33 protein-coding genes and 1 pseudogene are annotated in these 23876 nt (G+C 62.9%); 19 read left to right on the forward strand and 15 right to left on the reverse strand.

Going from position 1 to position 23876, the window contains the following annotated elements; all coding sequences use genetic code 11:
• Nucleotides 1-6: 6 nt before the first annotated feature.
• The gene (locus tag ABD884_RS04045) at nt 7-465 is read right to left on the reverse strand and encodes a tyrosine-type recombinase/integrase (protein WP_345037248.1); all 459 of its coding nucleotides are present in this window, start codon (nt 463-465) and stop codon (nt 7-9) included.
• Between the two features lie 11 nt (nt 466-476).
• On the opposite strand from ABD884_RS04045, the gene ABD884_RS04050 reads away from it, so the two are divergent.
• Nucleotides 477-755: a hypothetical protein gene (locus ABD884_RS04050; protein WP_345037253.1), complete on the forward strand. Its 279-nt coding sequence runs from the start codon at nt 477-479 to the stop codon at nt 753-755.
• Here ABD884_RS04050 and ABD884_RS04055 read toward each other — a convergent pair.
• On the reverse strand, nt 746-1027 hold the full coding sequence (locus tag ABD884_RS04055; protein ID WP_345037258.1) for an SGNH/GDSL hydrolase family protein: 282 nt from the start codon (nt 1025-1027) through the stop codon (nt 746-748). The genes ABD884_RS04050 and ABD884_RS04055 overlap by 10 nt on opposite strands.
• Before the next feature lies 1 nt (nt 1028).
• Between ABD884_RS04055 and ABD884_RS04060 the strand changes: the two genes are divergently transcribed.
• Nucleotides 1029-1385, forward strand: a complete 357-nt coding sequence (locus ABD884_RS04060; RefSeq protein WP_345037264.1) for a hypothetical protein — start codon at nt 1029-1031, stop codon at nt 1383-1385.
• A gap of 185 nt (nt 1386-1570) precedes the next feature.
• Here ABD884_RS04060 and ABD884_RS04065 read toward each other — a convergent pair whose 3' ends face one another.
• Nucleotides 1571-1867, reverse strand: coding sequence for a hypothetical protein (locus ABD884_RS04065; protein ID WP_345037267.1), 297 nt, complete (start codon nt 1865-1867; stop codon nt 1571-1573).
• A gap of 78 nt (nt 1868-1945) precedes the next feature.
• Here ABD884_RS04065 and ABD884_RS04070 point away from each other — a divergent pair, with 78 nt between their 5' ends.
• A complete protein-coding gene (locus tag ABD884_RS04070; RefSeq protein ID WP_345037273.1) occupies nt 1946-2122 on the forward strand; it encodes a hypothetical protein in 177 nt (58 codons plus the stop codon).
• A 15-nt stretch (nt 2123-2137) separates the two neighbouring features.
• Here the strand turns inward: ABD884_RS04070 and ABD884_RS04075 are convergent, their stop codons facing one another.
• From ABD884_RS04075 to ABD884_RS04090, 4 genes are all read right to left on the reverse strand, one after another.
• Complete coding sequence (locus tag ABD884_RS04075) at nt 2138-2392, reverse strand: hypothetical protein (protein ID WP_345037277.1); 255 nt, start codon at nt 2390-2392, stop codon at nt 2138-2140.
• 494 nt (nt 2393-2886) lie between these two features.
• On the reverse strand, nt 2887-3783 hold the full coding sequence (locus ABD884_RS04080; RefSeq protein ID WP_345037288.1) for an NINE protein: 897 nt from the start codon (nt 3781-3783) through the stop codon (nt 2887-2889).
• A 146-nt stretch (nt 3784-3929) separates the two neighbouring features.
• Nucleotides 3930-4367, reverse strand: coding sequence for a DUF2510 domain-containing protein (locus ABD884_RS04085; RefSeq protein ID WP_345037294.1), 438 nt, complete (start codon nt 4365-4367; stop codon nt 3930-3932).
• Nucleotides 4368-4381: 14 nt separating this feature from the next.
• Nucleotides 4382-4627, reverse strand: a complete 246-nt coding sequence (locus tag ABD884_RS04090) for a hypothetical protein (RefSeq protein ID WP_345037298.1) — start codon at nt 4625-4627, stop codon at nt 4382-4384.
• 337 nt (nt 4628-4964) lie between these two features.
• Between ABD884_RS04090 and ABD884_RS04095 the strand changes: the two genes are divergently transcribed.
• Nucleotides 4965-5243: a hypothetical protein gene (locus ABD884_RS04095; protein ID WP_345037301.1), complete on the forward strand. Its 279-nt coding sequence runs from the start codon at nt 4965-4967 to the stop codon at nt 5241-5243.
• 321 nt (nt 5244-5564) lie between these two features.
• On the forward strand, nt 5565-5834 hold the full coding sequence (locus ABD884_RS04100; RefSeq protein ID WP_155854261.1) for a hypothetical protein: 270 nt from the start codon (nt 5565-5567) through the stop codon (nt 5832-5834).
• Nucleotides 5835-5851: 17 nt separating this feature from the next.
• Here ABD884_RS04100 and ABD884_RS04105 read toward each other — a convergent pair whose 3' ends face one another.
• Nucleotides 5852-6586 (reverse strand): SOS response-associated peptidase, encoded by a 735-nt coding sequence (locus ABD884_RS04105; RefSeq protein ID WP_345037322.1) that lies wholly within the window; start codon nt 6584-6586, stop codon nt 5852-5854.
• 119 nt (nt 6587-6705) lie between these two features.
• Here ABD884_RS04105 and ABD884_RS04110 point away from each other — a divergent pair, with 119 nt between their 5' ends.
• The 3 genes from ABD884_RS04110 to crcB are packed head-to-tail and all read left to right on the forward strand — an operon-like array spanning nt 6706 to nt 8107.
• Nucleotides 6706-7242: a universal stress protein gene (locus ABD884_RS04110; RefSeq protein WP_345037341.1), complete on the forward strand. Its 537-nt coding sequence runs from the start codon at nt 6706-6708 to the stop codon at nt 7240-7242.
• Nucleotides 7239-7742 (forward strand): fluoride efflux transporter FluC, encoded by a 504-nt coding sequence (locus tag ABD884_RS04115; protein WP_345037344.1) that lies wholly within the window; start codon nt 7239-7241, stop codon nt 7740-7742. The genes ABD884_RS04110 and ABD884_RS04115 overlap by 4 nt, the downstream gene beginning before the upstream one ends.
• On the forward strand, nt 7739-8107 hold the full coding sequence (gene crcB, locus ABD884_RS04120) for a fluoride efflux transporter CrcB (protein ID WP_028264984.1): 369 nt from the start codon (nt 7739-7741) through the stop codon (nt 8105-8107). The genes ABD884_RS04115 and crcB overlap by 4 nt, the downstream gene beginning before the upstream one ends.
• A gap of 27 nt (nt 8108-8134) precedes the next feature.
• Here crcB and zapE read toward each other — a convergent pair whose 3' ends face one another.
• The 4 genes from zapE to ABD884_RS04140 are packed head-to-tail and all read right to left on the reverse strand — an operon-like array spanning nt 8135 to nt 10499.
• A complete protein-coding gene (gene zapE / locus ABD884_RS04125; RefSeq protein WP_345037365.1) occupies nt 8135-8653 on the reverse strand; it encodes an AFG1/ZapE family ATPase in 519 nt (172 codons plus the stop codon).
• Nucleotides 8653-9648, reverse strand: coding sequence for a magnesium/cobalt transporter CorA (corA, locus tag ABD884_RS04130; protein ID WP_345037371.1), 996 nt, complete (start codon nt 9646-9648; stop codon nt 8653-8655). Before corA ends, zapE begins: the two co-directional genes overlap by 1 nt.
• An 18-nt stretch (nt 9649-9666) precedes the next feature.
• On the reverse strand, nt 9667-9927 hold the full coding sequence (locus ABD884_RS04135; protein ID WP_345037379.1) for a DUF1761 domain-containing protein: 261 nt from the start codon (nt 9925-9927) through the stop codon (nt 9667-9669).
• Between the two features lie 14 nt (nt 9928-9941).
• Nucleotides 9942-10499: an Lrp/AsnC family transcriptional regulator gene (locus ABD884_RS04140; protein ID WP_376955334.1), complete on the reverse strand. Its 558-nt coding sequence runs from the start codon at nt 10497-10499 to the stop codon at nt 9942-9944.
• 167 nt (nt 10500-10666) lie between these two features.
• Between ABD884_RS04140 and ABD884_RS04145 the strand changes: the two genes are divergently transcribed.
• From ABD884_RS04145 to ABD884_RS04155, 3 genes are all read left to right on the forward strand, one after another.
• Nucleotides 10667-11905, forward strand: a complete 1239-nt coding sequence (locus ABD884_RS04145) for an MFS transporter (RefSeq protein ID WP_345037398.1) — start codon at nt 10667-10669, stop codon at nt 11903-11905.
• Between the two features lie 92 nt (nt 11906-11997).
• On the forward strand, nt 11998-12687 hold the full coding sequence (locus ABD884_RS04150; RefSeq protein WP_345037405.1) for an ArsR family transcriptional regulator: 690 nt from the start codon (nt 11998-12000) through the stop codon (nt 12685-12687).
• The gene (locus ABD884_RS04155; protein WP_345037410.1) at nt 12684-12911 is read left to right on the forward strand and encodes a 2-nitropropane dioxygenase; all 228 of its coding nucleotides are present in this window, start codon (nt 12684-12686) and stop codon (nt 12909-12911) included. The genes ABD884_RS04150 and ABD884_RS04155 overlap by 4 nt, the downstream gene beginning before the upstream one ends.
• Before the next feature lie 10 nt (nt 12912-12921).
• Here ABD884_RS04155 and ABD884_RS04160 read toward each other — a convergent pair whose 3' ends face one another.
• Nucleotides 12922-13425 (reverse strand): Lrp/AsnC family transcriptional regulator, encoded by a 504-nt coding sequence (locus ABD884_RS04160; protein WP_345037418.1) that lies wholly within the window; start codon nt 13423-13425, stop codon nt 12922-12924.
• A 574-nt stretch (nt 13426-13999) separates the two neighbouring features.
• Here ABD884_RS04160 and ABD884_RS04165 point away from each other — a divergent pair.
• Nucleotides 14000-14959: an MIP/aquaporin family protein gene (locus ABD884_RS04165; protein WP_345037427.1), complete on the forward strand. Its 960-nt coding sequence runs from the start codon at nt 14000-14002 to the stop codon at nt 14957-14959.
• 3 nt (nt 14960-14962) lie between these two features.
• Here the strand turns inward: ABD884_RS04165 and ABD884_RS04170 are convergent, their stop codons facing one another.
• Nucleotides 14963-16225 (reverse strand): MFS transporter, encoded by a 1263-nt coding sequence (locus tag ABD884_RS04170; protein ID WP_345037438.1) that lies wholly within the window; start codon nt 16223-16225, stop codon nt 14963-14965.
• Nucleotides 16226-16318: 93 nt separating this feature from the next.
• Here ABD884_RS04170 and ABD884_RS04175 point away from each other — a divergent pair, with 93 nt between their 5' ends.
• Together ABD884_RS04175 and ABD884_RS04180 are read left to right on the forward strand one after the other, a co-directional pair.
• Nucleotides 16319-17293: a LysR family transcriptional regulator gene (locus ABD884_RS04175; protein ID WP_345037445.1), complete on the forward strand. Its 975-nt coding sequence runs from the start codon at nt 16319-16321 to the stop codon at nt 17291-17293.
• 50 nt (nt 17294-17343) lie between these two features.
• Nucleotides 17344-18270: an N-acetylglucosamine kinase gene (locus ABD884_RS04180; RefSeq protein ID WP_345037456.1), complete on the forward strand. Its 927-nt coding sequence runs from the start codon at nt 17344-17346 to the stop codon at nt 18268-18270.
• 132 nt (nt 18271-18402) lie between these two features.
• On the opposite strand, the gene ABD884_RS04185 is transcribed toward ABD884_RS04180, so the two are convergent.
• A complete protein-coding gene (locus tag ABD884_RS04185; protein ID WP_345037469.1) occupies nt 18403-19446 on the reverse strand; it encodes a pirin family protein in 1044 nt (347 codons plus the stop codon).
• Between the two features lie 101 nt (nt 19447-19547).
• On the opposite strand from ABD884_RS04185, the pseudogene ABD884_RS04190 reads away from it, so the two are divergent.
• The 5 genes and pseudogenes from ABD884_RS04190 (at nt 19548) to ABD884_RS04210 (ending at nt 23642) form a co-directional block, all read left to right on the forward strand.
• Nucleotides 19548-20006 (forward strand): annotated as a pseudogene (locus ABD884_RS04190) (NUDIX hydrolase).
• Between the two features lie 159 nt (nt 20007-20165).
• The gene (locus ABD884_RS04195; RefSeq protein WP_345037486.1) at nt 20166-21248 is read left to right on the forward strand and encodes an ABC transporter ATP-binding protein; all 1083 of its coding nucleotides are present in this window, start codon (nt 20166-20168) and stop codon (nt 21246-21248) included.
• The gene (locus ABD884_RS04200) at nt 21248-21958 is read left to right on the forward strand and encodes an ABC transporter permease (RefSeq protein WP_345037501.1); all 711 of its coding nucleotides are present in this window, start codon (nt 21248-21250) and stop codon (nt 21956-21958) included. The genes ABD884_RS04195 and ABD884_RS04200 overlap by 1 nt, the downstream gene beginning before the upstream one ends.
• Nucleotides 21955-22701 (forward strand): ABC transporter permease, encoded by a 747-nt coding sequence (locus ABD884_RS04205; protein WP_345037512.1) that lies wholly within the window; start codon nt 21955-21957, stop codon nt 22699-22701. The genes ABD884_RS04200 and ABD884_RS04205 overlap by 4 nt, the downstream gene beginning before the upstream one ends.
• Entirely contained in the window at nt 22698-23642 is a 945-nt protein-coding gene (locus tag ABD884_RS04210; RefSeq protein ID WP_345037517.1) for an ABC transporter substrate-binding protein, read from the forward strand. The genes ABD884_RS04205 and ABD884_RS04210 overlap by 4 nt, the downstream gene beginning before the upstream one ends.
• The last annotated feature ends 234 nt before the right edge of the window (nt 23643-23876 follow it).

Here is a 23876-nt window from a genome sequence, read left to right on the forward strand (position 1 = left end):
GGGTTTTTAGGGCGGGCTCCCTGCCGACTGAACAGCGTCAGTCCGCAGGGAGTCCGCAGGAATCCGAAGAGCTTCTTCGAGCAGGTCCCCGGCAGCGGCCCTGGTGCGGTCCTCCGCAGTCGGCCACAAATGTGAATAGGTATCCAGTGTCGTGGTTGCCTTTGCATGGCCCAGGGCCCGCTGGACGGTGACGACGTCGCAGCCGGCGGCGATCAAACCGGACGCATAGAAGTGTCTCAAGTCGTGCAACTTCACACCCTCTACGCCGGCAGACTTGGCCGTCTTGCGCCACCAGCCGCCTACCGTGTTTTGTGCCGGGGGAAGCCCGTTCACCGGACCAACGAATAGCCACTTTTCAGTGCCGCGGACTCCGACGTTCGGAACGTGGGAAGCGAGAATTTGGGTCAGTCCCTCCGGTATGAACACCTGCCGCTCAGACCCGTACTTCGGCGGAGTGATGGCCACAGTTCCGGGGAGTGACCGCTGGATCTGGCGGGGATAGCGATCGTGCGTCGGAGGAAGTCCACGTCATCCAGCTGGACGCCGGCAGCTTAGCCCAGCCGCAGCCCGGCAAATGCGCACAGCGCAATGAACGGCCGGAACCACTCTGGGGCAGCGTCCAATATCTGCGCGACATCAGCCGGCGCCGGAATTGTCATGGCCGCCTCGGCTTTCCTGACGCGGGGCAGAGTGATGCCGGCATGGCAGGACGCAGCCTTCCCTTGCCCGGCCACCGCGACCCCGTTCAACGGTAGCGGTTCTGGCGGCGGCGGGCGCTGGTTTGGCCTAGTTGGAGTCCCCTAATAGCCCGTGCAATGCGGACGGCAATGACGGTGTGCCCCAGCCAGATCGGGTGCCCGCCGTCAGGTCCAATCAGGCGCGGGGATAGCCAGCCGAGCGAGTCAATAAACACGATGCCAAGATCCGCGCAAACGCGTGCTGTCAGATCCCGCAGCGCTGGAAGGTGCTCCGCCCCGTCCTTCGCCCACATCCGACCCAGCACAATCACGCGGGGGGAACCGGCCATCGTGACCTTCGCCTGCCCGGCTTGTGACGGCAGCACCGCCCTGAAGACCAACGGAGGCGACAGCCTGCTTGTCAACACCATCGGCGCTTACACCGGAAGCCGCATGGTGGACACTCCGAACGGCTCGGTGACCTCTGAATTCAACGTCCAGGCCACGGGAAGCTGGACGTTGACAATCGCCGACGTAACCACGATCAAGCCAACTAGCGGCGCGGCCAGCGGCCAACGGGACCAAGTGGTCTTCCGGTCAGGCACGTCGACTAAGGCCGCGATCACCAACCAAGGCGAAAGCAACTTCGCCGTCAACGGGTATGGCGGATCATTCCCCGAACTCGAGGCCAACACCATCGGATCCTAAAGGGGGACTGTTCACTTGACCGCCCCTGGATTTGTTCAGGTCACGTCAAGCGGCGACTGGACAATCACTCCCCAATAGGTGGCCCAAGATGCCCCCGACGCTCCGCGATGGAGAGTGGGGGCATTTTGGCGGCCGGCCCTTGCGCAACCTGGTGGCCAGGAGTCGTCGAAGGGTGCCATGGCCGATCAGGCGTCGGCACCTTGAGTGAAGTAGCTGTGGACGTCGTAATACGTGACCTTCGGAGCGTCAGGAAACCCCGCCTCCACGGTGAATGGACCGATCTGGTCCTTCGCGAAGGCTTCGTAGAGCTCGCGGGACTTCCAGATATCCGTGACGAGCATTCCGTTTTCCGTGGCGCTCACCCAGTGGGAGATGGAGCCGGCTGGCCCAGGGCCGCCCGGGGTAAGGCCCATCTTTTTGATGACCTCGTCGTATTGCGCCAGAGTGGCACCGTTGAACTCCATGCTGACTGCGACTGCCATGTCCTGCTCCTCACAACATGCAGGCCGTCGGGCAACGGCCCGCGAATGAACTGACAGGCTCGTTCTACGCCCGGCAGGATGGTTAGTCAACACAAGTCAGCTAGGCCCCAGAAACGGTGCAGGTCAGTCAGCTTCACGGGGAGTTTTGGCATCGATCTTCACGGAACAACAGGCGGCGGCAAGGTGTGGTCCACCGGAACCATACAGACACTGCTCAAGTCAGAAACGGCCCGCGGCGTATACATCAACGCCTGAGCCTGAATCCCCATGTCACCGCATGTATGGAGCCCATGCGTCCAGCATGGAGACGACGTCCCGGATTTGTCCGTTGGCCAGGGTCTCTTTTTCGTCGCAGGCCTCGCTGCTCGCGTCTTTGCAGGCTACAGCTGCGTCAATGGTTGAAAGTGGGGTTAGGTCTGTGATCGCACGATCTACGAGCTTCTTTACTTCGGGGCTTGGTTTTGGAAGGGCCACGATGTCTCGGATGGCATTTTTCGCCGTGAGAGTTACGGTGACAACCGTCATGCCGCACGTCATAACCTTGATCTGATCGGCGGTGCTCTTACCAAGGACTCGCGCTATGCCACACTCCACTATGTTGGTGTTGTAATCCCGCCAGACTTTCTGGTTTTCAGAGAGGATGCTCGCGAATTGGGCGGGCGTGGCAGTCTGTACCGGCGATGGAGTTGGAGAACTTGGGGTCGCAGCGGGCGGCTGTGCTGATGCGCTTCCGCAAGCGGAGAGCGCTAACCCTGCCCCGATCGCGAGCGCAACTAGTTTCTTCATGTGTCCTCTGCTCATGAGATTCCCCGTTTTTCTGTGTGCGAGCCCTTCGGTGGCTCGGGTTGATCGTAAGTTCTCAAACGACTCGACAGGGCTCCTGAGCCAGCCGGCATAAGGCACGCCGTCCGGTGGAGCCACTACCACTTCCTAGATAGCTCGCCATGCTGCTGGCTCCCAATCACTCGAGACCGCGGCTCTCCCTTTAGCGACGACGCGGTCGGGGGAGGTTCCGGATATTACTGCTTTTCTTCAACGGAGATGGTCCAGCTGTCGAAGTTCGCCGCAGTAACGTCGAGGTAGTACTTACCCGCGCTCTTGTGGACAGCGGTTTCGCCAGACTCGTCCTTGGTGAGCATCTTGACTGGGATGCCGCCGTCCTTCGTCTTGTCCTTACCATCGTCCATCAGGTAGATCGCCCCGATGGCCGCGGGCTGCCCGTTGAGGACCTTCCCGCCGGTGAACGTGTACACAAGACGGGTTTCTGTGCCCGAAAGCTGGAACGACTGACTCGCCGCATCAGTTGAACCGGCGAGTTCGGCAACCTTCGTCCATGTGGCCGGGGCTGCGGGAGCTGGCGGGGCCGCGGGAGCTGCAGAGGTAGCTGCCGGGGCCGCTGCAGGAGCAACCGAGGAGGCGGGCGCCGAGGAGCCGCCAGTAGTCGACTTGATGATGATGCTTAAGACCACAACGGCGAGGGTTACGATGAGGGCGACTTTTTTGTGCTGGTCATAACCCGCAAGCTTGTTTCCCCGCTTGTCGGTCTGCTTGTTCGTCAGCACAAGAATCAGGTCAATCAGAGCCCAGATGCCGACGCCACCAAAGGTGAGCAGCTTCAGAATGCCGGTGCCGACCTTGCCCAGGCAGAAACGGTCAATACCGAGACCGCCCAGGAGGAGCGAGAGCAACCACGTCGTGAGGAACGACTTGTTGCCGACGACGGGGCCGAGGGGTGCGCCAGGGTACATCCCCGGAGCGCCCTGGTAAGGAGCGCCCTGATAAGGTCCGGGAGCGCCAAGGTATGCACCCTGTTGCGGGGCGTATGGGCCCTGTTGTGGCTGGTAGGGGGCTGCCGGAGGGTTGGCGCCTTCTGGGTACGCCGATGGAGGGCCTGCAGGAGGGATGTTTTGACTCATTGGATTCCTTTCAAGGGGTGTCCGGCTTCGGGCACATGGGATGCGTAGTGATGGGTTCCCCGCTGGCCTAGTGGTTCAGACGGAAGTGTGCGGGGGTGGCCGTGTGAGCTTTCGTCAGTCTGCACGGCTGCCGGGGACTTCGTGTGTTAGCGCTTTTCGACCGCGGCATGGAGCCATATGCAGAATCCAACAGCGGCCAAGGCCAGCCCCAGGCCAATGACAAGGAACGTGCCAATAGTTGGGCCACCCTGTGTTGCGTGACCGTAACCGTCGGTGAAAGTCGTACTTGCGGCCAGGAAGCCGAGGAAGATGCCGAGGACGGCAATCAGGCATCCAGCGATGATCCAGCCGTTGCCCCGCCGTTGCCGTGGTGCCTCTGGCCCCGCCTGCAGGGCTTCTGGCGGGGCGAAAGGCCTAACATCGCTGCTCGATGCATTGCCGTCCCAGTAGCGTGTCTGGGGCGCATTGGACGGGTCCGGATACCAGCCGGCCGGATTGATCATTCGTGTCTTCCCCCAATTCTGCGAATCGGTCCAGGCCGGACCTTCGGCAATATTAATCCCGCCGCTGGGAAATAGGCGCATTTGTGGCGCAGGATTTACAAAAGTGGCCGCCGTGTCCTGCGGCGCATGGACTGCGGTAGCCGGGGTGGGGCTTCGGATGCGGCAAGGATCGCGGCTAGGTGCTGCTCAGTGAATCGCATCGTGCGCGGCCCGAACTGCAGGTAGGGCCATTTGCCGGTGCGGGCGTTGGTGCGGATGGTGTCGGGTCGAAGTTGGAGGATTTCAGCCAGCTGGGTAACGGCATAGACCCGTGGCGCGGTCTCTTCGGCAGGGGTAGTCATTAGGGGCACTTTCGATGGTCCTGTTGATTTCTAAGGATGAAGATATGCTCCCTAGGAGGTCAAAAGACCAGTGCGGAAATTGGCGACCGCAAAAACCGTGGTTCTTTTCCACGCGTACGGCAAATCGTCTCCCTACCTCCGGTGGTCACGGCGAGGCCGAGGCTGCGATCCACGCCGTAGCTTCGCTAGCGTAACCATTCCCGATTGATGCTCTTCCCGAATCGAACCGTGACCGCCGGAGTTCCTCGGAACGGCGGAACGAAAGGGAAGGGGAACCAGGCCCCTTCGATTAGGCCCCTTTTGATGACCTGTCAGTGAGGCATGACATTCTTGCTTCATGATCGTTGGTTGCTTGGTTCTCACCATCGTTGGGTTTGTTATTCCGGTCGCCGCGGCCGTAGTGGCTTATACGAGGTTCTATCCTCAAATGCCGGATCCCGCCCCGAACGTTACGACGACTTATGACGACGTGGAACGGTGGATGAAGCACGATATTCCGGAGTTATTCCGGTCCCGGAAGGCTGCGCTCAAGTGGCCGGCACTTTGGGCAGGTTTCGGACTTCTCTGCAGCACTGCGGCGAGCGTGTTGTCGCTGTTAGTTCCGCCCGGGTCGTGAGGTCCGGAACGGCGGATAGATGGACGCCTAGTCCGCAGAAAGTCCGTAAGAGGTCCGCAAAGCGTCGAAATCGGCCAACCGCCACCAACTCTAAAAACCCCTAGAACCCGCGGAACTCAGCATCCGCCAACCATGCGTTGACATATCCCGTACGTTCAACGAGAACGTGTTCTGCGATTCGTTCGATACCCGGCTCTAGCTTGTGACGGCCATTCCCGGCGACAAGGGAATGGCCGTTGCATGTTGGCGCGGGGCGAGCGTGGCAGCCAGCGATATCGATTGACTCGGTACATTGTCGTTGCCCGGCAGTAGTATTCCGGCATGCCTGAGCAGCCCGAATATCCCGCGCCGTTGAATTCAGTGGGCGCCCCGCCTCCGCGTCAGACGGAGCCGCTATCCACTGTTTCAAGGGTGCCTGTCATCGCCAAGCTCGTATGGCCGAAATACCTTCAATACGTTCCGGCCATGGTCACCCGGACGGCGGAGGGCAAGGTCCTGGTGCAGTGGTGGCCGAACCCGTTCGGATCGGGGACGCGGCTCACCTGGCTGAAAGACACGGACGTCCGGGCGGAGCTGCGCTACGAACGGTGAGTGCTACGAGCGGGGACTCAGGCGGCCGGGTTCGCGACGTCCACCAAGCGGGTGTTGTCGTCGAGGAGTTCCACTGGCCTCAGTGTCCATGACGACGCCAAAGCATACGCATCCCCCAGCAAGGCATCCAAGAGGGCCTGGCCCCGGGTTTCCTTGGGGTCGATCCAATCGTCGATCATGTCCGGAGAAATCGGCACCGGGATCCTGTCATGCAAATGGTGCAGTCTCTCGTGGACGCCCTCCGGAGGGGAATCCATGGTCAGGATTGAGCAGGACAAACGCCATGCGCCGGGCGCGGACCTGTCCTCGATGCTCTCGTCGCGCCACGGAGCAAACAATCCCGCGAAGGTAATCAGTTCATCGCGTGGTTCAACAATGTAGCGCTGCTTGGGATCCTTGCGTCCAGGTCCCGATTTCTTCCATTCGTAGTAGGCGGAGGCCGGAACGACTGCCCGCCACTTGGGCAGGGAAGCCCTGAACGCCGGGATCTGGCCTGCGGTTTCAGAACGTGCGTTCCAGGTGGGTACCTTCGAATCGAAGAACTTGGAGAAGGACGGAACCAAGCCCCACCGGCCCGCGGCGAGCTCCCGGCCCACCGCGCCGTCTTCGGCCCGCCCCCGCAAAAAGACCACGGGATCAGTCGGATTGATCTGGAGGGTCGGCGAGGGGTAGTCGATATCGCCGCGCAGTACAGCGCCGAGCTTCCTCGAGAGGTAATCTGCTTCGAAACCGACACTGAACCGACCGCACATATCGACATTCTTACCTAGCGCTTGGGACGACGCCAGTCCTCGACGACGGGCTTCGTGCAGCTTTCTGGAGCAAGATAGAAGAACCCGTATCCTGACAACCCGGAAATTTGGAGGGCCCCATGAGCAATCCGCGTGGCGACGACACGCCGTTGGCCAAAGGGCGGCCGTCGAGGTTGGCCGGGCCGGTACTGGCAGGGGTGCTCCCGAACCAGCCTGCAACCGTGGTGGAGAAAGCTGCGGAAGTGGCGCTCAGTGCCGGGTTGGAACTGGTCCTTGCCTTTGCTGATGTCACGAACTTTCCTGCGGCGGGGGACCGGGACGGGCATCTCGCGGCCCAGCCGATCGACCCCGACGGAATCGACGACGACGCCGCGGCCATTTCGGAGTCACTCCAGTCCCGTATCGCGGACCAATTGCGCGGTACGGCGGTGCAGTGGTCCTTTGTCAGGCTCGCCGGCGAGCCTGCGAGATCATTGGGCCGGTATGCCGCGAGCATCAACGCTTCCATGATCGTGGTGGGAACCAAGGAACACGGCCTCGGCCCGCGGTTTGAGGGACTGGTCACTGGATCGGTAGCCTTGCACTTGGCCCATCGCCAAAACTGCCCCGTGCTCATGGTTCCCTTGGGCCGTCATGACGCAAGCAGTGATCAATGAAGGACAGCAGCACCGCACCGACCGGCGCCAAAACTCCGGAGGCGCCCCCGACTGACAGGCCTTCGCACCGCCCGCTCCATCTGCACGGACGGTTCGTTCTGGTCGTCGCGGCCGGAGGAATCCTGGGGGCTTCGAGCCGCTACGGATTTGGCATGGCCCTTCCGGCGCCAGATGCGTGGCCGCTGCCCACCTTGCTCATCAATCTGACGGGCGCGCTGGCGCTTGGCTGGCTCCTCGAAGAACTCGCCCGGAGCGGTCCCGACGCCGGTCTCCGGCGGGTTGCCCGGTTGGGCATCGGAAGTGGCTTCCTCGGTGCCTACACCACCTACAGCACCCTGGCCCTGGACTCCGTGCATCTCTTCGGCGCAGGACGCGGAATGGGCGCTGTCTGGTACCTCGCGGCTAGCCTCTTTGGTGGTGCAGCGGCCACTACCCTCGGTATTTGGCTTGGAGCCTTGCGGCACAAATCCGCCGAAAAGAAACGGAATAGCCCGCCATGACCATCCTTCTGATCGCACTCGCGGGCGGAGCGGGTGCGGCCGCCCGGTTCGTGATGGATGGACTTGTCCGTTCTTGGGCCAGGACTGCGCTGCCTCTGGGCACCATCTTCATCAACGTTTCCGGCTCGCTGCTCATGGGGATCTTGGCGGGGCTGGTGATGACAAGGCAGGCACCTGAGTCCCTGCAGTTGATTCTCGGCACTGGATTCCTTGGCGGATACACGACTTTCAGCACGGCAAGCCTTGAAACCGTCAGGCTCATCCAGAGCGGCCGGACGGGCCTGGCCCTCCTCAACGGAGTGGGCACCATGGCCGCTTGCGTGGGAGCCGCAGCGGCCGGCGTCGGGCTGGTTTCTTTGCTCTGAAACCGCCTGTCCCGCAAGGGAAATCGTTCAGCTGCCCCAAGTCTCTGCGTCTTCGAAAGGCGCTGAAGCCTCCACCCTGCCCAGGGGTGAGAGGCGGCTCGCGATCCTGGCCAAGTCAACTGGCTGGATATCGCTTCGGTGGACCGGATCCTGGGCTGGCTCCCAATCCAGCGGGCCATGTCCGATCAGGAACAGGGTGATGTCTTGCTCGCATAGAACATCGACCACGTTGGTGAATCGCTGCCAGGCCGCCGCGGATCCGATAGATGACTCCCGATTTGGTGAGGGAACGCCGTCGACCACCCAGGCCTTGAAGTCCCCGGCTAAGGACTCATAGTCCGCCGTCGACGTCGGGCCGCCGCACAATTCGGCAAAGCCGATCCAGAGGAGGTCGTCGGCCGCTTTGACCGTGATCCCGTGGGTTGTGGGAGTGAGCACCCTCTCTTGTGACGCCGACGGGCGAAACAAGCCGAAGGCCCCCAGCTGCGCCGGCGTCCCGGGTGTGATGATCCAGCCTTTGCTGAAGCCCTCCTGGCCGGGAGTCATCAGAGCCAGCTCTTCCGCTTGAAAATGGTGTACATGAGCAACGATGCGACGACCATCAGGCCGATCGCCATGGGATAACCGTAGGTCCAATGGAGCTCGGGCATGATGTCAAAGTTCATGCCGTAGAGCCCGGTAACGAAGGCCGGTGCGAAGAAAATCGCTGCCCACGATGAGATCTTCTTGGTTTGTTCGTTTTGTGCTGCGCTCGCCTCGTTCTGCCGGTTCGCGGTCAGGGTGCCATCGAGGGTCAAGGCGTTCTGCAGCAGGTCGCGGAACCCGTTGGCTCGGGAAATGACTTGTTCGACGTGGTCCTCCACATCGCGGAGTTTGCGCTGCAGCTCTATGTCGACACCGTATTTCACAAACCCGCGTTTGAGGGCGGCCATCATCTCCGGGAGCGGGGTGATGGCGCGCTGGAACTGGATGACCTCGCGGGCGAGCTCATAGATGCGCCGGGAAACGGTGGGGTCACCGCCGAAGAGTTGGTCCTCGATCTCGTCAATGTCGTTTTCCAGCCCGGAAATCACCGGACCGTAATCGTCCACCACTTGGTCAAGCAGTGCATAAAGGACGGCTTCGGGCCCATGGCGCAACAGCTCCGGTTGTTGTTCCAGATTGCGCCGGACCTGGGCCACTCCGGGGGTTTCCGCGTGGCGGACCGTCACCACGAAGTTGCTTCCAGTGAAGATGTGAAGCTCGCCGAATTCCACGGTCTCCGTTTGATCCAGGTATCGCGCGGGCCGGAGGACCGTGAAGAGGTTGTTGTCGTAGCGTTCAAGCTTGGGCCGTTGGTGGGCATTGACGGCGTCCTCGACGGCGAGCAAGTGCAGGCCGAACTCGGCCGCCACTGCCGCCATTTCGGTTTCGTCCGGCCGGTACAGGCCTATCCACACCATTCCGCCGTGGGCAGCCAGCGTTTCGACGCTTTGCTCGAGACTGTCCGGAGTAGCGGTCCGGATGCCGTTCACGTAGACGGCGTTATCAATGATGGTCACGAGGCCATTCTCCTCCCGCTACTGCCACGCCCCGATGATTGCACCGGCGATAGTCATGGCCACGATGTCGTGGCCGGAATCGATCACGGTGACCGCGGACGGCCTACCCGCGAATTCATTGTTGATGACGTGGCCGCCGGCGCGGAAGACGACGGACATCACCAGCGCAAAGAAGGCGCCGGCCATGCCTCCGTGCACACCCACCTTGACGATAAGGACAGCCAGCAGGATGCTCGTCACCGACGCCGCCACGATCATGGGGACCCAAATAAGAGCCAATCCATTCTGGAATCCTAGTCGGCTTCGCTGACCGGCGAAGGGGAGGAATCCTGCGGTTTGACCCGTTTCGCGGTTCCTGCGGTCTCGGCGTCCGTGAGCCTGCCGATGAGCGGCTCGGTCCGGTACGGGATGTGGGTGTGAAGGGCGAGGACGGTTTCCGTACGGATGACGCCCTTGATTCTGAGGATGGAGCGGAGCGCGGTTTGCAGGTTGTGCGTGTCGGTGGCTACCACCCGGCACAGGAGATCGCCCCTCCCGGAAATTTCATGCACCTCCAGGACCTGGGGGATGCGGCGCAGGGCGCCGATGACGCCGTCGAGCTCCCGGTGGGTCACCTCCAACGTCACGAAGCCGACGACGTCGTACCCCACCTTTTCGAGGTCGACCTCGCGGCCGCCGTCGTTCAGTACGCCCGAACGGACCAGCCGGCGCATCCGCGACTGGGCGGTATTGCGCGCAATCCCGAGGGACTCGCTGAGTTCGCCGATCTGGACCCGGGGATCGCGGATCAATTCCAGCAGGATCTTCAGATCTGTCGGGTCGAGGGTGTTCACATCATCACTCCGGATCATTTGTGGCTATCAACGAGAGTCAATATTGACAGTTTTGATCAATTCTTTCATGAATATCTGATCTATCTGGCAGTCCTGCGACATCCTATTGCCAACAATAATTGGGTCATTGCGTCCCGGCCCACAAAGCCCGGCAGCGTGATGGCCGCTGAGGCGAAGGCATGGGAATGACTGTCTTTAGCGAACTCCGCATGCGTCCGGCCACCGCCGAACGCTGGGGCTGGGATGCTTCCACGAGGGCACGGATGGTCCTGGCCGGCGTCGTGATGTTCACGCTGCTGGTAGGCGCCAACCTAGCGAGCCCGCTGTATCCGTTGCTTCAGTCGGAGCTGGGGATAACCTCCCTGGGCGTGACGATCGCCTTCGCAAGCTACGTCCTGGCGCTCGTGGGCGTGCTGATGCTCGCCGGTCATTGGTCGGACCACATCGGCAGGCGTGCCGCGCTGGTCCTCGCCGTCCTCGTGGGCCTGGCGGGTGGCCTTGTTTTTGCCAACGCTGACAACCTGTTGATGCTCTCTGCTGGCCGGATGCTCCAGGGCGTTGCGGTTGGACTTGCCACCGGGGCGAGTTCCGCGGCGCTCCGGGAGCTGCTTCCGTACCGGCCGGAATGGGCTTCGCGATTCACGTTGCTTTCTTCGTCCGGCGGGGTGGCTGCCGGTCCTGCGATCGGCGGACTGCTTTCGCTGCTCCCGGGCGCCACGTCCACGCCCTTTGTCATTCATGCGGCCGTCCTGCTGCTTTTGCTGGTGCCGCTGTGGCTCCTCAAGGCCCGGCCCGCGATTCGGCCGGCCGAAGGCCCGCGCCCCTACACAGTGCTTGCCCCCCGGCGGCCCTCTGTATCGCGGGACGCGAGGGGCGCGTTCTGGTTGGCCTCCAGCGTTGGATTCTTGAGCTTTGCCGTGTTTGGATTCTGCCTCTCCCTGGCGCCCGGCTACTTCGCCGTCGTCGTGCATGCCGATTCCCGCCCCATGACCGGGCTGCTCGCCGGGCTGACGTTGGGCGCGTCCGCGCTGAGCCAGCTCCTGACCGTCCGCGGCAGGTTCGCAGTGCCGGCGGGACTGGCAGTGTTGGGGGGTTCCATCGTTCTGGTGGGCGCCGCAGCGTCGCTGTCCAGCCCGGTGTTGCTGGTGGCGGCCAGCCTCGCCGCTGGTGTTGGGCAGGGGATCGCATTCCGTTTGGTGTTCAACGACGTTGCCGGAAAAGTGGAGGCGTCGCGGCACGCCCAGATCATCAGTACCCTCTACGTCATCACCTACCTCGGAAGCGCGGTGCCCGTCATCGGACTGGGGCTGGCCGCTTCGGCGATCGGACTGAGCGCCGCTGCCAGCTACTTCACGGTGGCGTGCGGACTGGCAGCGATGGTGCTTACGGCCGTGTCGGTCCGTGGAGTCCTCCGGAAGGGCTGACGGCCGGCCCCTAGCAAGGCAAGGCAACTTGCAAAGACTGATTTGCAAAGAAATGCTTGCAAAGGTTTCTTTGCAAGCGTAGCGTTTCCGACATGGACAAGGTTCAGGAACCGGAATTGCCCGTCCGTAAGGTCGATACGGCATCCCTCAAAGCGCTCGCACATCCCCTGCGGGTCCAAATTCTTGAGATGCTATCCCGTTACGGAGCGCAGACGGCGTGCAGCCTGGCCGAACTCCTGAACGAATCCAGCGGCGCCACAAGCTACCACCTGCGCCAGCTCGCCAAGTTCGACTTCGTCCGCGAGGTCCAAGGCAAGGGGACGGCCAGGGAACGGTGGTGGGAGCGGCCTAAGGGGGCCATCCAGATCACGTCGCCCGAGCTGGCACACTCACCGGCGACCCAGGAGGCGTCGCGGCTGGTCACCCGCGAATTCGAACGCAGCAGGCAAGCTGTCCTCGCCGACTTCATGGCCCACGGCATGGAATCTTTGGATGAAGAGTGGCTCGAGGCTGCCATTGTCAATACGGCCAATGCCCGGATGTCGGCCGAGCAACTTGGCCGCTACGCCCGTGCCATGGAAGCCGTGGGCCGCAAGCTTCTGGAGGAAATCCGGAGCGAACCCGAAGCGGACGATGCCCGTCCAGTCCAGATCCACATCAACGCATTCCCCATCCTGGGCGTCCCCGCATGGGCCGGAGGCAAGAAATCCCGCGACGCGAAGTCGCACGCAGCAAGCACTGCAGCAAGCACTGCAGCAACCACTGAAGGGAAAGAGTCATGAGCACTGCCACCGCATCATGCGGATCGTACCGGCGACCCTCCATGCTGGAGTCGGCCGCTGCAGGAATCGGAGCCAATCTGATTTCGTGGGCCGAGCGCAGGCGCTATATTCCGCCGGTCGACGTGGCCCTACGGCGCGCGGCCTTCAGGCGCCGCCGGGAACTCGGTGATTTACGCCAGGACGCTATCGGAGCCGCGCACTCCGGGCTCGAACCGCGCCACTGAACCAAGGCCGCTATTCCGGCAGGGGCCCGTGGTTGCCTTGAATGTGGGCAAAGACCAAGGTGGTCTCGGTATGGCCCACCACGGGGTCCGTCGCGAGATTGTCCAGGACCCAGTCACGGAGGTCGTCGGTGTTGGCTACGGCGATATGCAGGAGATAGTCCACCGAGCCCGAAGTGTGGAACGTCGAGATCACCGCAGGAAGCGCGGGCACGCGGGCAGTGAAGCGGTCAATCTGGTCCCGGTCGTGGGCGCGCAGGCGCACGGCGATCAGGGCCTGGACCGATCGGCCGATCGCGGGCAGGCTGAGGACTGCCTCGAATCCCTCGATGATGCCGCGTTCGGAAAGTGACCGCGTGCGCATGAGTGCGGTTGACGGTGCAATGCCGACGAGTTCGGCCAACTGCTTGTTGGAGATCCGGGCATCCCCCACCAAAGCTGCGAGGATGCGCTCGTCGATCGCATCCAGGGGCTCACTGGTGCTGACGGGCCGAACGTTCTTCGGGGCGGTGCTCACGGATCCTCCTGAAAGTGCTGTCTATTCATCATAGGTGCCATTTTCCGCACAATCCATTCATTGACACCGTAAGTCTCCGAATTATTGCCAGATACTTGGCGAAATCAACGATGAATAATTCAAGCAGAGCAGTGATAGCCTTCGGCACGCTCGTGGTCCCAGTCGGCCGGACTGGACTCACGGAACAGGGCGTTTACGCCCTTCCTATCGATCTATCGACCTCAGCGCCTTTGCCCTCTGTTCACGACGGCTGACTCGCGTACGAGCAGATGGCCACGGGTGGGATTCCCTACGGAGGTCAAAGCACCGTGTAGCAGCGTCTATGGAATCTTACGGTAGTCAGGTTCGAAGACGGCGTTACGGCGCTCGAACGAGGAGCAATCGGTGGGTCTTGTTTCAGGAATGGCCGCCTTTAGCGCCGTGCTGTTGGCGGCCTAGCCGGAAGGCCCTGGAGACCAAGCCGCACGCTCGGCTGACGTTGGCCATGGTCACACAAGGCCAATCGGCATACCATGAATGTGCTGGGGTTGTCAATTTACATTGGTGAATCAGATGACTCAAGGAGGCACTCGGGATGAGTAATGTCAGTCCCCTAAGGAATGCGGTGCGCAACGGAAGCGGCCTCAAGCAGTTGGGCGGCACGTGGGGTGAGCTCCTCGCCGAGTTCCTCGGTACGTTCGTCCTGATCTCCTTCGGCGACGGTGTTGTGGCCATGGCCGTGGCTGCGCTGCCCGGCTCGGGACGCGCCGCAACGTCCACCACGATCTTCATGGCCGCCGGCGACTGGCTGTTGATCACGTGGGGATGGGCCATCGCGGTGACCATGGCAATCTACGTCGCCGGCGGGGTCAGCGGGGCGCACATCAACCCAGCCGTGACCGTGGCTTTCGCAGTTCGGCGGAAATTCCCATGGAAGAAAGTGGGTCCGTACATCCTTGCCCAGATTGTCGGCGCCTTCGCTGGCGCAGCGATGGTGTACCTGCTCTATCACGACGCAATAGACGCCTATAACAAGGCAGTCGGCGCTGGGCGTGCGGATTCGAAGGGGCTTGCCACCTACTCCATTTTCGCGACCTTCCCAGCACCGTACTTCAATGGAAATCCCGTTGGTCCGCTGATCGACCAGGTTGTTGGCACGGCTTTCCTGGTCCTGTTCGTTGTGGCCATCATCGACATGCGCAACACGGCTGTCCAGGCGAATCTGGGCCCGTTCATGATCGGCCTGGCCGTGGCGGCGATCGGCATGTCCGTGGGTGCGAACGCTGGATACGCCATCAACCCGGCCCGTGACTTCGGACCGCGGCTGTTTGCCTGGCTGGCCGGATGGGGGCAGACGGCGCTGCCGGGCACCGTGGATGGAGCGTTCAGCTGGTACTTCTGGGTGCCGATCGTGGGGCCGTTGATCGGCGGGGTCATCGGTGTGCTGATCTACGACTGGTTCATCGGCGATGTGTTGCACGCACGGGCGCGGTTGGCGGAACCCACGCCTTCGGGCAGGACGGGAATGGAGACCGCCCCAACGTCCGAGACATAGCAGTCACAGGGAGGAGCCGACGACGGCGACCCGGCGCTCCGGGGGGCGGTGCACGACGGCGGTGATCACCGCCGTCGTGCAACACAGCGCGATGACGGTCCAGGCAAGTGCGTTCCAGCCGAAAGCCTGGAAGGCGAGTCCTCCGGCCCAGCCGATGATGCTGGAACCCAAGTAGTAGGAGAGGTTGTACAACGAGGCCGCCTGCGCACGTCCGCTCGTCGCAATGGTCCCGGTCCAGCCCGCTCCGATGCTGTGGGCTGCGAAGAAGCCTCCGGTGAAGATCACCAAGCCCACCAGTATCGCGGCGAGGTTGTCCCACAGGGTCAGCCCAAGTCCAGCCGTCATGGTCGCGATCCCCACGAGGAGGACCGTGCGGCGGCCGAAGCGCATGGACAGTCCTGCTCCCCAGCGGGAGCTCAAAGTTCCGGACAAATAGGCCAGGAAGATGAGGCTCACCACGGTGGCGGGCAGTCCAAAAGGCTCGGCGTGCAGTCGGAACCCGAGGTAGTTGTAGACGGCAACGAAACCACCCATCAACAAGAACGCCTGAACGTAGAGGGCGACGAGTCGTGGATTGGAGGAATGGCCCACCAAGGTCCTCATCGCCCCTCGCAATCCTCCTGCCGAGCTTGGAGTGAAGCGCCGCGGCTGCGGAACCAGCAGTAAGAACAGGGCGGCCGACAGGGTGGCAAGGAGGGAAACCGCAAGAGTGGCCGCGCGCCAACCCCATAACTCGCCGACCGGGCCTGCCAGCAAACGACCCGCAAGTCCACCGAGGGTGGTGCCGGCCACGTAGCTGCCGGCAGCCAGCGCGGCGTGCCCTTTGTTGACTTCCTCATTCAGGTACGCGATCGCGATGGCTGGAATACCGCCCAGGGCCATGCCCTCGAGTGCCCGCAGCGCGAGGACAAGGGGGAAAGCGGGGGCCATGGGGACGAGCAGGCCCAGGACAGTGGCGGCCGCGATTCCGATAGTCATGGCACGCACGCGGCCAATCCTGTCGGCAACGAAGGACCAGGGCAACACCGTCGCCGCAAGTCCTACCGTGGCAAAGGAAATGGTGAGCGCCGCCTCGGCTGCCGTGATGTGCAGCTCGTTCGCCATGAGTGGCAAGACAGCTTGGGTGGAGTAAAGCTGCGCGAACGTGGCCACACCGGCAAGGGCGAGTCCGGCAAGGATCCTCCGATACGCCGCAGAGCCTTTCAAGTGGCCTTCCCAGCCGAACTCGCCTGTGCTCCGGCTCGTGGATGCTGCGCTTGTACTCACGTTTCAACAGTACGGCCGCCCGAAGTGATGATTCCAATGCATGATTTGCCTATGATTGATAGCAGATATTGATGATTGAAAAGGCGGACCGGAATGGACAGCGAACACAAGCAACTGGTCCAGCTGCTGCCGCTGCTGCCTCTGCTGGCTGAGCTTGGCCGGACAGAACACGTCACCGAGACTGCAGAGCTGCTGGGAGTACCCCAATCGACCGTCAGCCGGGCGCTGGCCCGGGCTAGCGCCGTCGTCGGGACCGAACTCCTGATCCGTGAAGGCCGCGGCGTCCGCCTGACCCCCGCCGCGAAGGCGTTGCTACCCTATATCGAGTCAGCTCTGGCGGAATTCCAGGCGGGGCTGGACGCGGTCCGCCACGAATCCGACGTGGTCCGCGGCAGAATCAGAGTGACTTTCCAGCACACTTTCGGCGAAGCAACGTTGCCGCTGCTCATGAGTGCCTTCCGGAACCGGCACCCCTCCACTGCGTTCGAGCTCAGTCAAGGAGCCCGCGCCGCGTGCCTTGATTCGCTCATCGCGGGAGATGCCGACTTCGCCTTGACAGCACCCGTTGCGGGCCCTGGCAGGAACCTCGGTTCTGCGGCCTTGTATCGGGAACCGTTGCGATTGGTGGTCCATCACCGCCATCCGGTGGCCCGAAGGTCCAGCGTGCGGCTCGCAGAGCTCAAGCATGAGCCGTTCGTTTCCATGGGACCGGGTTTCGGCCTGCGCTCGCTGGCCGACGCGATCTTCCGGGATGCGGGCTTTCGCCCCAGAGTCGCTTTCGAAAGCCAGGATTCGCACACCATCCGCGGGCTGGTGTCCGCCGGATTGGGCTACAGCATCCTGCCGCCGGGCGGACTGGGGACGGGACCCCAAGGCGTCCTGGATTCCACGGACCTCGGCTGGGCGGAGGTATCGCTCGAGTCAGAACTCGCGTACCGGGAGATAGGGATTGCATGGCGAGAGCGGCGCAAGGAGCCCGACCCGGTACGGCTTTTCCGCGAATTGGTACTTTCCGAAGGGCCGGGACTGCTCGCGGGACTGGTGAAGGCGAGATCCGGAAGCCAATAGGACCTCCACCCCTTAGGATCACAGCGCGGGCCCGCGCTACGCTTTTGGACGTGGAGACAGCAGAAAACCCGCCCCCCCGGCCCGACGGATCGGTACCGGCAACGGTCATCGGACTGGACATCGGTGGTAGCAAAACCCGAGGCGTGCGGTTCGAGGACGGCTTACCGGTCCGCGACGAAAGCACCGGCAGCTCCAACGTCCAAAACGTCAGCAGAGAGACGGCGGCCAAGAATCTCGCGCAGCTCTTCGCCTTGATCGGTGGAGGCACCGTGGACCGCGTCCTTGCCGGCGCCGGCGGAATCGATACCGACGCCGATGCCCGCGCCCTCGCCGAACTGATCGAACCCCATGTCCCCGGCGCCCAGGTCACGGTGGTGCACGATTCCCGCCTCCTGCTGGCGGCCGGCGGCGCAAGCACGGGAGTGGCCGTCATCGCGGGAACCGGATCCGCGGCGTGGGGAAAGAACGCGGCGGGAGAGGAAGCCCGCGCAGGGGGTTGGGGGTTCCTCCTGGGCGACGAGGGCAGTGGTTATTGGCTCGGCAGGGAGGCGGTCCGCCATAGCCTTCGCCGGATGAACAAAGGGCTGGAACCGGATGGTCTCACCACGGCTCTCCTGGAATCCTGCGGGGTGGACGATCCCAACAAACTCATTGCGCTCTTCCATTCGGAGGACACCGACCGGCGGTACTGGGCTCAGCGGGCAAGCGCAGTGGTGGAAACCGCGCGCGAAGGACTCGAGACCAGCCGCCAGTTGCTGGACCAAGCGGGCCGGGACCTCGCGGAGCTGGCTGCGCAGCCCGTTCGGCAACTTGGCCTCCGCGGGCCGGTGATATTGGGTGGCGGGCTCGGCATGAACGTGGAGACCTTACAGACCGCTTTCCGGGCGGGACTCGCCACCCACGGGATCACCGATGTACGGGTTTTGGAGCAGGAACCGGTTTTCGGGGTCATGCGGATTGTCGGGGAACTGCCCTAAAGCGCAGAGGCGGTACCTGCTGAGCGACGCGCAAATGGATGGCTGACACAGGAGAAGACTGGCGACACGCGGATACCGGTGTCCTAAGTCCTGCTCCGTGGCGCCAAGCCATTTGGGTGTCGCTCCCAACTCCTACTCGGTAGCCCTGTTCCGGGTCCTTGGTTTGAGCTGAACGCCCGGCATGGGCGGTGCGGGGATCCGCCCGGCTTCCGCACCGGCGTCGGGCCCATGCCCGTTGATCCACCCGAATCTCGCGGAGCGGGCTTCGTCATCCCTCAGGAGTGCCTGGGCTTCCCATTCTTCGCGCGCCTGCTCCACTTCCTTGTGCGTCCGGCCCACAAAGTTCCACCACATCAGGATGTCTTCTTCGAAGGGTTCGCCGCCGAGGAGCATGAACCGCGTGCCAGGAGCGACCTCGACGCGGAGCGATTCACGGCCAGTGCCAAGGAAAGCGAGGGGCCCGGGCTCGATAGTTTGGCCATCGATGACCGCGGAGCCGTCCAGGACCAGGACCGCGTGTTCAAAATCGGGGTTCAGGGGCAGTCCGACGTCGCCCGAGGCTGTGACTTCGGCGCCCACAATGGGACTGTACATCGTGGCGGGGGAACTGTGTCCGGCGAATTCGCCAACGAGCACAGTGGCCCTGAAATTGTCCGCGATGACCACTGGCAGATCGACGATTTGCTGGAACGACGGCGCCCGGTGCCTGACGGCGTCCGGCAAAGCGACCCATAACTGCAGCCCCCGGGAAATCGGCAGGGGAGCGGCGCCGTCGAGCGTGTCCGGGTGAAGTCCTGCCGGAAGGACAGCGAACTCGGAATGTGAAATGCCGCGGCCGGCGGTCATGATATTCAACTGCCCTGGGCGGACCACGACGTCGCTGCCTAGGCTGTCGCGGTGCCGGACCTCGCCTTGCAGCGGCCACGTGACTGTTTGCAGGCCCGTGTGGGGGTGGGGGAGGACGCTCATCGCCACACGATCCGGGCCGAAGCTATCGAGGAAGCACCAGGCGCCCACGGTGGGGAGGCCACGCTGGGGAAGCGTGCGGGAGACCGTCATATTGCGGACCCCGCCCAAAGGAACGTTGCGGGCCGGCCAAAGCTGCACGCAAGGACCCTGGCCGGGGTGACCTGCAGGGCAGATCTCCTGGGACGGGGCCGTTTCCAAGTTGGTCACGATACAACTCCATGTGCCGAAATTTGCAAAATCAAAAATATTGAACCCGGAACTTCCACCAGCCTAGTCCCGTGGAGTTGCTCCCCGCATAGGCTGGCTCCATGAGCATCGATTTCGACACCCGACCTGCCGCTTACGGAGTTGTCATCCGCAACCATGCAATCCTTCTCGCCTATTGGAAGCAAGACGGCAAAGAAGGGTGGACCCTTCCCGGCGGAGGCTTGGACCTGGGGGAGCATCCCGTGGACGGCTGCCGCCGCGAAATCATGGAGGAAACCGGGTACGACGCCGTCATCGGCCCGATGCTCGGCATCGACGTCGGGCACTGGCCGGACCAAGATCGGCTGGACGGGGCGGACCGTGATTTCCAGGCAATCCGCCTGGTCTACGAGGCCAGCATCACCGGCGGCGAACTGACCCACGAAATAGACGGAAGCACTACGCACGCGGCCTGAGTGCCGTTGGAGAAGGTACCAGGACTGAACAGGGTGTCCCTCGTGGACATCGGCCTCCGTCTGCACAGTGAAAGGCCCCTCAACGGAAAACTCCCGACGCCCTGAGCATTGCCGATTCATTACGGTCTTCGCGCTTGCGCTGACATCGTCGGTGGTGCTGACTAGGCTGTAGAAACAAAGTTCACTGTTGAATCGTTTCCACCGTTGATAGTGCAGTTGATATTGCAGTTGATAGTGCAGCCCAACAGTTAGGTAAGCCCGGGAATGGCTGAAGCCATGATTGAGTTCCAGAGCGTCACCAAGCAGTATCAGGGCGGGCAACCCGCGGTTGATGGATTGAGCATGTCCATCGACAAAGGTGCCATCACCGTATTCGTGGGACCCTCGGGCTGCGGAAAGACCACTTCCCTGCGGATGATCAACCGCATGGTGGAGCCCACCTCGGGCACCATCACTGTGGGCGGACGGGATGTTTCGAATGAACCGGCTGCCCGGTTACGCCGCTCCATGGGCTATGTCATGCAGTCTTCGGGGCTCATGCCTCACCGTTCGGTGCTGGACAACATTGCCACGGTTCCGAGGCTCAACGGTGTTTCCAAAGCGGCAGCCCGCAAGCGCGCGCAAGAATTGCTCGACGTCGTCGGGTTGGCCTCCGTGCTTGGCAAACGGTACCCGTCCCAGTTGTCCGGCGGCCAGCAGCAGCGTGTCGGGGTAGCCCGTGCGCTCGCAGCAGACCCGCCCGTCTTGCTGATGGATGAACCCTTCAGCGCGGTTGACCCCGTGGTTCGCGACGAACTCCAGCAGGAACTTCTCCGGCTCCAGCGCGAACTGGCCAAGACCATCGTCTTCGTCACCCACGACATCGATGAAGCCACCGTGTTGGGCGATAAGGTGGCCGTCTTCGCCGTCGGTGGCAAACTGGCGCAATACGCGGCACCGGAGGAAATCCTCCGCGCGCCCGCCAATGACTTCGTGGCCTCGTTCGTCGGGCGGGACAGAGGATTCCGGCACCTGGCCTTCAACGACGCCGATGCCGTTCCGGTGCATCCGGTCAAGACCGTAGCAGCGCCGCAACTCGGCGCGGACAGCGAATGGGCCGTGGTGCTCGACGGCGACTCCCGGCCGTTGGGATGGGCCTCGCCGCGTGACGGAGCCGGACTGATTCCCGGCGGTTCCCTTTTCCGTCGCGGGGATACGCTGCGACGAGCGCTGGATGCGGCCTTGTCATCTCCATCGGGACTGGGCGTAGTGGTCGACGACGACGGTCGGTTCGCCGGGGTCCTCAAATCCGAGGAAGTACTGGCCCTGATCGAAGAAACCCGGCACAACCGGGAGGACGCCCCCTGATGGAATGGTTCCTGGCGAACAGCGACATGGTCTTCCAGCGGGCAGGCGAGCACCTTGTCCTCGCTTTGATTCCCATGGTCCTGGGCCTGCTCATCGCGGTGCCCCTGGGGCAACTGGCTCGCAGGAACCGGACCCTCCGGGCTGTGATCACCACGGTAAGCTCCCTGCTGTACACCATTCCTTCCCTGGCGCTCTTCATCATTTTGCCGCCGATCCTGGGAACCCGGATCCTGGATCCGCTCAACGTGGTGGTTGCACTCACGATCTACGCCGTCGCCTTGTTGGTGCGGGCTGCCATGGACGCGTTCGATTCAGTGGACGACGACCTCCGGATGGCCGCCGTGTCCATGGGATTCAAACCGACCGCGAGGTTCTTGCAGATCGACCTGCCACTTTCCTTGCCTGTGCTTTTCGCGGGCCTGCGCGTCGTGTCCGTCAGCAATATTTCCCTCGTCAGCGTCGCCGCGCTCTTGGGAGTCGGGAACCTTGGAATGCTGTTCACCGACGGGCTTCAGAGGACGTTTGTCACTGAGGTGGTGGTCGGTATCATCGCCATTCTTCTGCTGGCCCTGGTCATGGACACGTTCTTGGTCCTGCTGGAGAAGCTGCTGACACCCTGGACGCGGGCGGGTGCCACCACTGCCAAGCAAGATGCCAAAGCGGAGCAGTTCATCGCCGACGCCCGGATCCACGCGGAGGTGGGCCGGTGAGCAACATCTTCGTTGACACCCTGGCGTGGCTCACGGATCCCGTGCACTGGACCGGAAGCGGAGGAATCGCAACCCGGATCCTGGAACACCTGCAGTATTCCGGGCTGGTCCTGGTCATTGCCGCGGCCATCGCCGTGCCGGTGGGACTTTTCATTGGCCACACCGGACGGGGGCGCGTCGTCGCCGTCGCAATCGCCGGCGCCTTGAGGGCGCTCCCCACCCTCGGCTTGTTGGTCCTGTTCGCCTTGTTGGCCGGTAGCGGACTCATGCCTCCTGTCTGGGCTTTGGTCATCTTGACGGTGCCGCCTCTGCTTGCGGGGACCTATGCAGGGATTTCCAGCGTGGACCCGACCGTTGTCGACGGAGCCCGTGCCATGGGTATGACAGAACTCCAGATCTTGTTCAAGGTGGAACTTCCCAACGGCCTTCAGGTCATGTTCGGCGGCATCCGCACTGCAGTCCTCCAAGTCATCGCGACGGTTTCCGTGGTGGCATACCTTCCCTTGGGAGGCTTGGGGCGTTATCTTTTTGACGGATTGGTCCTCCAGGACTTCCCCCGAATGTTGGGCGGGTCATTGCTCATCGCGGCATTGGCAATTGCCGTCGACCTCATTCTGGCCTTGGCGCAGAGGATCCTCCTCCCGCCCGGACTTTCCATCGATTCCAGCGGCGGCCACAAGGCCGCCGAAGATCTCGCAGCCGCTGCACCAGCAGGGGCTGCCGTTCAAGGAGGTACCGCATGAAGCACCCCGTCACCCTGACCCGCCGAGGGTTCGGCGGCCTAGCGGCCGGGGTGGGCGTTGCGCTCGCCCTGAGCGCATGTGGAGGCAGCCCGCTGTCGAGCCCATCCACCAACGCTGCCTCCGGGGCTGGCGGCTCGCTCACCGTGGGCTCGGCGGATTTTCCGGAGAGCCAGGTCATCGCCGAAATCTACGCGGGAGCGCTCAACGCCGCCGGGGTCGCGGCGACCACCAAGCCCAACATCGGTTCGCGCGAGATCTACTTCAAGGCTGTCCAGGACGGTTCGATCGACCTCGCGCCGGACTATTCGGGCAACCTGCTCTCCTATCTTGATGCGAACGCCACCCAGGTCTCGGCCGATGACGTCTACAAGGCGCTTCCCGGCAAACTTCCACAGGGCCTGGGAGTGCTCGACCCCGCCAAGGCCGAAGACAAGGACGCCATGGTCGTCACGAAGGCCACGGCGGAGAAATACCAGCTCAAGTCCATCGACGACCTCGCCAAGGTCTGCCAGGACCTCACCATGGGGGCACCGGCAACCTTTGAGACCCGTGCCTACGGTTTCCCCGGCCTCAAGGCCAACTACAACTGCGTCATGAAGGGCTTGAAGCCATTCAGCGACGGCGGCGGCAACTTGACGTTGCAGGCCCTGCTGTCCAACGACGTCCAGGTCGCTGACATCTACACCACTACGCCGTCCATTCAGGACAATGCCCTGGTGGTCCTCGACGACCCCAAGAACAACTTCAAGGCCCAGCAGGTCCTTCCCCTGTACAACACCGCCAAAATGACGGACAAGGCGAAGGAAGCCCTCAACGGCGTGTCGAAGATTCTGACCACGGACGATCTCATTAACCTCAACCGCGCGGTCAGCGGCAACCAGAAGCAGAATCCCAAGGATGCTGCTGCCGCCTGGCTCAAGGACAAGGGCATCGTGAAGTAAGTCCCCACCGCCTCCCTCGCCTCCCTCGCCTCGCTCCGCTCGTCCAGGGAACCCTCCCCGCTACCTCCCCAATCTCGCAAGCTCTATTGGGGCCCCTCGGTAGCGGGGGCCCAGGCGGCGGAGGCCCCTGCCAAGGACGACGGCGGTGAGGAACCCTTTGCGGGGCCTCGCCGCCGTCGTCGCTTGTGTGAGTGATGTCTCAACGGAAGTACATCCCCGGTGTGGCATATTTGA

The sequence above is a fragment of the Arthrobacter methylotrophus genome (assembly GCF_039539965.1).
GTDB classification, from domain to species: Bacteria; Actinomycetota; Actinomycetes; order Actinomycetales; family Micrococcaceae; genus Arthrobacter; species Arthrobacter methylotrophus.

Excerpts from the sequence above, each read along its gene's own strand:
- ABD884_RS04055 (WP_345037258.1), bottom strand. The coding sequence starts at position 1,027 with ATGGCCGGTTCCCCCCGCGTGATTGTGCTGGGTCGGATGTGGGCGAAG.
- ABD884_RS04065 (WP_345037267.1), bottom strand. The coding sequence starts at position 1,867 with ATGGCAGTCGCAGTCAGCATGGAGTTCAACGGTGCCACTCTGGCGCAA.
- ABD884_RS04070 (WP_345037273.1), top strand. The coding sequence starts at position 1,946 with ATGGTTAGTCAACACAAGTCAGCTAGGCCCCAGAAACGGTGCAGGTCA.
- ABD884_RS04075 (WP_345037277.1), bottom strand. The coding sequence starts at position 2,392 with ATGACGGTTGTCACCGTAACTCTCACGGCGAAAAATGCCATCCGAGAC.
- ABD884_RS04080 (WP_345037288.1), bottom strand. The coding sequence starts at position 3,783 with ATGAGTCAAAACATCCCTCCTGCAGGCCCTCCATCGGCGTACCCAGAA.
- ABD884_RS04085 (WP_345037294.1), bottom strand. The coding sequence starts at position 4,367 with ATGCGCCTATTTCCCAGCGGCGGGATTAATATTGCCGAAGGTCCGGCC.
- ABD884_RS04090 (WP_345037298.1), bottom strand. The coding sequence starts at position 4,627 with ATGACTACCCCTGCCGAAGAGACCGCGCCACGGGTCTATGCCGTTACC.
- ABD884_RS04095 (WP_345037301.1), top strand. The coding sequence starts at position 4,965 with ATGATCGTTGGTTGCTTGGTTCTCACCATCGTTGGGTTTGTTATTCCG.
- ABD884_RS04100 (WP_155854261.1), top strand. The coding sequence starts at position 5,565 with ATGCCTGAGCAGCCCGAATATCCCGCGCCGTTGAATTCAGTGGGCGCC.
- ABD884_RS04105 (WP_345037322.1), bottom strand. The coding sequence starts at position 6,586 with ATGTGCGGTCGGTTCAGTGTCGGTTTCGAAGCAGATTACCTCTCGAGG.
- ABD884_RS04110 (WP_345037341.1), top strand. The coding sequence starts at position 6,706 with ATGAGCAATCCGCGTGGCGACGACACGCCGTTGGCCAAAGGGCGGCCG.
- ABD884_RS04115 (WP_345037344.1), top strand. The coding sequence starts at position 7,239 with ATGAAGGACAGCAGCACCGCACCGACCGGCGCCAAAACTCCGGAGGCG.
- crcB (WP_028264984.1), top strand. The coding sequence starts at position 7,739 with ATGACCATCCTTCTGATCGCACTCGCGGGCGGAGCGGGTGCGGCCGCC.
- zapE (WP_345037365.1), bottom strand. The coding sequence starts at position 8,653 with ATGACTCCCGGCCAGGAGGGCTTCAGCAAAGGCTGGATCATCACACCC.
- ABD884_RS04140 (WP_376955334.1), bottom strand. The coding sequence starts at position 10,499 with ATGATCCGGAGTGATGATGTGAACACCCTCGACCCGACAGATCTGAAG.
- ABD884_RS04145 (WP_345037398.1), top strand. The coding sequence starts at position 10,667 with ATGACTGTCTTTAGCGAACTCCGCATGCGTCCGGCCACCGCCGAACGC.
- ABD884_RS04150 (WP_345037405.1), top strand. The coding sequence starts at position 11,998 with ATGGACAAGGTTCAGGAACCGGAATTGCCCGTCCGTAAGGTCGATACG.
- ABD884_RS04155 (WP_345037410.1), top strand. The coding sequence starts at position 12,684 with ATGAGCACTGCCACCGCATCATGCGGATCGTACCGGCGACCCTCCATG.
- ABD884_RS04165 (WP_345037427.1), top strand. The coding sequence starts at position 14,000 with ATGAGTAATGTCAGTCCCCTAAGGAATGCGGTGCGCAACGGAAGCGGC.
- ABD884_RS04175 (WP_345037445.1), top strand. The coding sequence starts at position 16,319 with ATGGACAGCGAACACAAGCAACTGGTCCAGCTGCTGCCGCTGCTGCCT.
- ABD884_RS04195 (WP_345037486.1), top strand. The coding sequence starts at position 20,166 with ATGGCTGAAGCCATGATTGAGTTCCAGAGCGTCACCAAGCAGTATCAG.
- ABD884_RS04200 (WP_345037501.1), top strand. The coding sequence starts at position 21,248 with ATGGAATGGTTCCTGGCGAACAGCGACATGGTCTTCCAGCGGGCAGGC.
- ABD884_RS04210 (WP_345037517.1), top strand. The coding sequence starts at position 22,698 with ATGAAGCACCCCGTCACCCTGACCCGCCGAGGGTTCGGCGGCCTAGCG.